General features: G+C 44.6%; 3 protein-coding genes. 1 reads left to right on the top strand and 2 read right to left on the bottom strand.

From position 1 onward, the window contains the following. Positions 1 to 624 (bottom strand): acyl--CoA ligase (locus tag KGY70_19845; protein MBS3777458.1); only part of this gene is annotated, 624 nt, incomplete at its 3' end. A 108-nt stretch (positions 625 to 732) separates the two neighbouring features. Between KGY70_19845 and KGY70_19840 the strand changes: the two genes are divergently transcribed. Next, on the top strand, positions 733 to 1,758 hold the full coding sequence (locus tag KGY70_19840; GenBank protein ID MBS3777457.1) for an aldo/keto reductase: 1,026 nt from the start codon (positions 733 to 735) through the stop codon (positions 1,756 to 1,758). Between the two features lie 314 nt (positions 1,759 to 2,072). Here the strand turns inward: KGY70_19840 and KGY70_19835 are convergent. After that, positions 2,073 to 3,095 (bottom strand): Gfo/Idh/MocA family oxidoreductase (locus KGY70_19835; protein ID MBS3777456.1); only part of this gene is annotated, 1,023 nt, incomplete at its 5' end.

Here is a 3,095-nt window from a genome sequence, read left to right as displayed (position 1 = left end):
CACGTGTTGTATCTTTAGGGTTTGAAGGGCAGTGAATGTAATGTTTTTGTGTGAAAGCATCACGCCTTTTGATTTACCTGTTGTTCCCGATGTATAAATAATGGCAGCCGGATCATCTTCCTCCACCCGGTATGTGTGAGCGGGCTTTTCCATGGGGTTGAAGCGGACAGAACTTTCTTCGGGTGAGATGACAGTCATATTTTCTATTCCAACTATGTAATCCAGTTGTTCACCAGAGATATTTTCCGCTTTTTTTCTCAGACCATCAGAAACAAAAATTACTTTGGCCCCTGAGTGTTCTATAATATTCTTTACTTCATCCGGATGAAAGTCAGGCAATAAAGGCACCACAATGGCTCCCATAAAGGTGGTTGCCAGATATACAATCCCCCAGTTGGGCATATTCATGCTGAGTATGGCTACCCTGTCGCCAGGCCGGACCCCCATCTTTTCAAGAAAGGCAATGGTTGCCCGTATCTTTTCATTGACCGTGCCGTAGGTAAGGGGTTTCTCCCCTGCAAAAGCCAGGGCATCCCTTTCGCTGTGCTTTTTTACCGTCTCCTTGAACAAACGGGGTATGGTAAGTGTTTTGTTGTGTAACATATAAAATGTATAACGAATCAAAAGTATGACAATTTTATGACTTTTAGCTTTAATTGTTGAAACAAAAACAAATGTTTTTTGGTTCATTCACTTGCAAATATTTATATATAAAAATTTTAAGGAGGATTTATGGATAGATCAAATCGAAGAGATTTTTTAAAAGCACTGGCAGGCCTTACTTCGGGTTTGCTTATTCCCTATAGCAGCTTTTCTTCCGGGGGTGTTTCCCCGAAAGATAAACTCGGTGAGCGATTGCCTTTGAGGAAACTGGGGAATACGGGTGAGAAGGTCACTATGCTGGGCCTGGGAGGTTATCATATCGGATGGACGGGCGAAAAGGAAGCCCGGGAGACCATTGAGGCTGCCCTGGAAGGAGGAATTCGTTTTTTTGACAGTGCCGAATCCTACGGTGACGGCCGTAGTGAAGAGCGCTATGGAAAATACCTGGTTCCGCAATACCGGGATGATGTATTCCTGATGACCAAAACCTATTCTACTGATGCAGAAACAGCCCGGAAGCATCTGGAAGGCTCGCTGAAACGGATGAAAACGGATTACATTGATTTGTGGCAGGTGCATTCGCTGCAAACTCCTGAAGATGTAGATGAAAGAATAGAGAACGAGGTGCTGGATGTAATTGCAGAGGCAAAAAAATCAGGAAAAGTACGATATGTGGGTTTCACCGGACACAATTCTCCCTATGCACATACACGGATGCTGGATAAAACCGGAGAGGACTTTTTTGACACCTGTCAGTTTCCTGTTAATGTAGTCGATTCCAGTGTTGAGCACAGTTTCATCCATGATGTGTTGCCGCGCCTTACAGAACGGAATATGGGTGTTCTTGCCATGAAAACCCTGGCTGACGGGCGGTTTTTCTATAAAAAGGTACAAAACGGCAACGTAAAATGGGATACCAATAACCCCGTGATTCCTGATGCCATCACCCTTGAGGATGCCCTTGCATTTGTCTGGTCGCTGCCTGTGAGCGTACTCATTACCGGAGCTGAAAATCCCCCGTTGGTGAAGGAGAAAACTGCTATGGCCCGACGTTTTGAAAAAATGTCAAAGACCGACAGGGAAAAACTGATTGATAAGGTTGCCGACCTAACCGATAAGGATGAAGTGGAGTATTACAAGAATGTACAAAGCTGAGGGGATTATTTGTTTTTTTATTCTTTTGCGGTGTGTGCCTGCATTATTTTTATTGCACGCACAGACCGCAAAAGATAACCATTTTAACCTGGATCATTCATAAACGAATCCCGCTGGTAAGCGGGAAAGTTTATGAATGCGCGATGGTTTGCGGGTAGGATCCAGGCCCGCCTGCGCTAGCTTCGGCGGGCAGGTAACCCCGCATTAGAAAAACCGGCTTTTTGCGAAATTTATTGAAGCAAAAAGCCAGGTTTTTCAATAGCGTCAGAATTATTCTTGAATAATTCGGGTTAAAAGCTTGTTTGCATTAACCGTTATTTCAACTTCACTGCCCTGTTTTCCTCATTGCTCTGCAGGGAAGCTTCCGCCACCCGTATAACATTGATGCCTTGTTCTGCTGGTACAGCCAGCTTTTCTCCTTTTCGGATGGCATAATAGATGTTGTCAAAATACCCGTGGTAATTACCGGGTAACGTCTCAATTTTACCATAGTGGTGCAAGCCATGGATGTGGGTATTGAGTATTCCCCAGTATTTTTCTTCTTCTTTACCCCAATCGGGCCCTTCAGGGAAATATCCGTCGATCAGATCCTGTTCCTGCGGGTCGACACCCCATTTCAGGAAAGAGCCTTCGGTGCCATGGATGATATATCTGGGGCCTTTTTCCCGTACAAGGAAGCCTCCTTTAACAGTTACTACTGTTTCAGGAAAATTGAATTTCACGTTAAAATAGTCATTGACTTCACTGCCCGGACGCTGAGTTCTTAAATCGGCGGTGACTGATTCGGGCATACCAAAAAGCACCAGAGCCTGATCGATCATATGAGCGCCCAGATCATAAATCAGACCCGGAAATGAAGAGGCTTGTTCTTTCCATTTACCGGGGACTACGAAATTTTTGTAACGGTCGTAATGGGCTTCATATTCCACGAGCCGTCCCAACAATTGTTCGTCCAGTATTTGTTGCACGGTCTTGAAATCTCCGTCCCACCGCCGGTTTTGATAAACCGATAGCACCAGGTTTTTTTTCCCGGCCAGAGCTGCAAGCTCTTCTCCTTCCTTACTGTTCAGAGTGAAAGGTTTTTCTACTACCACATGTTTCCCCGCTTCCAATGCCTGTTTGGTTAACTCATAATGCGTGGTATCAGGGGTATTGACAATAATCAGCTCGATATCCTTGTCATTGAGAATCTCTTCGTAATTCCTTACGATCTCAACATGGGGATACCGCTGTACTGACAGGTTTTTTGTTCTTTCCCAAACTTTTTTAATATTGAAACCTGCATTGGTTTCCAGAAAAGGGGCATGAAAAACCTGTCCCGATAATCCGTAGGATGC

The organism is Bacteroidales bacterium (genome assembly GCA_018334875.1).
Taxonomy (GTDB): Bacteria; Bacteroidota; Bacteroidia; order Bacteroidales; family UBA12077; genus JAGXLC01.
This window is presented reverse-complemented; position numbering and strand designations above follow the sequence as displayed.